The sequence below is a fragment of the Bacillus sp. P4_E1 genome (assembly GCF_056401715.1).
On record NZ_JBFUIV010000050.1, the window covers coordinates 1 to 3,282 of the forward strand.

Annotated in this window: 2 protein-coding genes and 1 pseudogene; 2 read left to right on the forward strand and 1 reads right to left on the reverse strand. The window is 34.5% G+C overall.

The features are described 5' to 3' along the window. Both AC1DS7_RS28585 and AC1DS7_RS28590 read left to right on the forward strand, forming a co-directional pair. Positions 1 to 748 (forward strand): putative mucin/carbohydrate-binding domain-containing protein (locus AC1DS7_RS28585; RefSeq protein ID WP_476999395.1); only part of this gene is annotated, 748 nt, incomplete at its 5' end. 140 nt (positions 749 to 888) lie between these two features. After that, positions 889 to 2,871: a DUF3472 domain-containing protein gene (locus tag AC1DS7_RS28590; protein WP_476999396.1), complete on the forward strand. Its 1,983-nt coding sequence runs from the start codon at positions 889 to 891 to the stop codon at positions 2,869 to 2,871. 247 nt (positions 2,872 to 3,118) lie between these two features. On the opposite strand, the pseudogene AC1DS7_RS28595 reads toward AC1DS7_RS28590, so the two are convergent. Continuing rightward, positions 3,119 to 3,282, reverse strand: a pseudogene (locus AC1DS7_RS28595) (IS6 family transposase); the annotation flags it as partial.

Below are 3,282 nucleotides of genomic sequence, written 5' to 3' on the forward strand. Positions count from 1 at the left end.
CCACATAACTACTTTGATAGTACCACATAACTACTTTGATAGTACATATGCAAGTATTAAAGTGCAAAACACATCAAGTAAAGTGGTATATAACAAAGAGATTTATGGAAATAAGCAACAAAATGCTGAGCAGGTTAAAGTGCCGGTAAAAGTAGGTGATTTTATCGAATTCACACATTTAGAAGGTGCGAACCGAGCTACTATTACAAATATGGAAAAGAACATTCAGGAAACCTTTGGGAATAAAGCAGTCTATGAGATTACAAAAGAGGGATTGAAGAAAGTAGATAAAATTGTTAATCCAAAACCAGATACAGAAGCTCCGACACAGCCACAAGGATTATATGCAAGCAACGTTACTTCTAACAGTGTAGAGCTAAAATGGAATCCTTCTACAGATAATGTAGGTGTAAAAGAATATCAGGTATTACGCGATGGACAATTGATTCAAACGGTAAAAGGAACGACGTTTACTGATCAAAATCTAACAGTTAATAAGGAATATAAATACACAGTAAAGGCTGTAGATGCAGCTGGAAATACATCGATTCAAAGTAACATTCTTCCGGTAAAAACAAAAGATCAAAATGTATCTTATGAAAAATGGGATCCGAAGAAGGCATATACAAAGGGTGACAAAGTAGAACATCAAGGGAAAGTGTATGAAGCTGTTCAAAATCATCAAGGAAATGGTGACCAGAATTGGATATTTGCATTATCGTTATGGAAACCAATTACAATCAAGTAATATGTAAGAATCAGATGTGAATATAGAACAACATAAATTGGGGCAGTATTTTAAAGAATTACTGGATGTTGCTTGAATTTTGATAGATTTCTCTACTAAGTTATTATTCAATAATAAAAATTAGAAAAGGAAGTAGAATAGTGATTATTCAGAAAACTAGGAGAAGTTTTAATAAAGTTATTATAATTACCGCAGCATGTAGCATGTTTTCTATGTTTGGAACGTCTATTTCGCACACTAAAGCCGAAACACATTCAGCTGCTCCAGCAGTTTATGTGAGTCCTCAAAATATACCTGCCTCAGATATTATTAGTATAGACTGGTCACCAGTTCAGACTGCACCTTATACGTATTGGGCTGTACACAACTGGAATGCAGGTGGTGAAGCTGGAGGATATGCTGGTTTTCAACAACAAAGTGGGTTTGATGAAAATGGAAAACGTACTTTACATTTTGCCATATGGGATCCAATTTCCTCTAAAGAAGCAATAAAGGCCGAATACTTATCTCCGAATTCACAAGCTGGACTCTTTGGAGGAGAAGGAACAGGACTGAAGGTTCAAACAACTTATGGTTGGAAAGACTACAATTGGTACAGAATGACAATGCGTTCATGGCAAGAAGATGGTCATACTAAATTTGGACAATGGATGAAAGATGTAACAAAGAATAAATGGCATCTAATTGCAATTATGGACTTTCCGGTAGCTAATGTGGCATTTAATCATGGATTAGGAATGTTTCAGGAAGACTGGGCGGATAGTGGACAGAATGTTCGGGAAGCTCGCCTAAAAAATGGTTATAGCCGAAAGTTAGTAGATAAACAATGGAGTTCTTGGAATAATCAAAATATTTCTGGGACGCATGATAATACTTATCAATATGATGGAGGAGCTACTTCAGAATATGTATGGGTCAAAGCAGGAGGTAATACGCAGTCTACCATTGGATCAGGAAAAATATTCACGCTAAATCAACCTACTCAACCTGAAATAGGAAAACTAGATTTTGATATCCAATCCATATATTATGAAAATGAAAAATTAAATGTATCTTGGAAACTAAAAGAAAATAGTACACCGCAATTTAAGGGGAAAATTGAAATTTATAACAATGAAAATATGACGGGCCAACCTATTAACGTAATTGATGATATTAAATCTTATCAAAATGGAATCAGTCAATCTATATCATTACCAACAAATGCTTATGCAAAGATTGTATTAACGGATTTATTTGATCAAACTGTTGAGAAAAAGGTACAAATCAAAAATCAATCTCCAAACATTTTTGAAGGTAACGAATTTGCATGGTCGCTGAAAGGGATTGGAGATTTTGAATTCGCAAAAGTAAATTTAAATARATCAATAGAAGAGATACAAATTGCTCTAAAAGCAGGTGTACCACATAACTACTTTGATAGTACATATGCAAGTATTAAAGTGCAAAACACATCAGGTAAAGTGGTATATAACAAAGAGATTTATGGAAATAAGCAACAAAATGCTGAGCAGGTTAAAGTGCCGGTAAAAGTAGGCGATTTTATTGAATTTACACATTTAGAAGGTGCGAACCGAGCTACTATTACAAATATGGAAAAGAACATTCAGGAAAGCTTTGGGAATAAAGCAGTTTATGAGATTACAAAAGAGGGATTGAAGAAAGTAGACAACATTGTTAATCCGAAACCAGATACAGAAGCTCCGACACAGCCACAAGGATTATATGCAAGCAACGTTACTTCTAACAGTGTAGAGCTAAAATGGAATCCTTCTACAGATAATGTAGGTGTAAAAGAATATCAGGTATTACGCGATGGACAATTGATTCAAACGGTACAAGGAACGACGTTTACTGATCAAAATCTAACAGTTAATAAGGAATATAAATATGCAGTGAAGGCTGTAGATGCAGCTGGAAATACATCAATTCAAAGTGACATTCTTCCGGTAAAAACAAAAAATCAAAATGAATCTTATGAAAAATGGGATCCGAAGAAGGCTTATACAAAGGGAGATAAAGTAGAACATCAAGGGAAAATATATGAAGCTGTTCAAAACCATCAAGGAAATGGTGACCCGAATTGGATATTCGCTTTGGCATTATGGAATCCACTGACATAGGGGCCTGATGACATGCCACATAACTTAAGAACGGAGACAAAATGAAATTTCGTTCATATGAACGAAAAACTCTTAAAATACTTTTTGTTCTTAAAAATGAGCATGCCAAATAAGCCTAAGTAGGTATCATTTTCAAAAATTATACAGCTTTCTTTTGTTTTTTAAATCGATTATACTCATAGACGGTTCTGGTGCAAAAATAGAATAAAAGATAATAAAGCGCATAGATTCCTAACGAAATCATATCTTATGCCGCAAGCCCAAACAATTGATGGATGAATTCTTTTTGATTTTGGACAGACTGGTCCCGTAAATCAACCTGTTCTTTTTTAATCATATGCATGACTTCTACTCCAGAAAGAATGGATGTAGCTGTGTCAAAACATTTGAACCCTAGCATAGAACGAATTC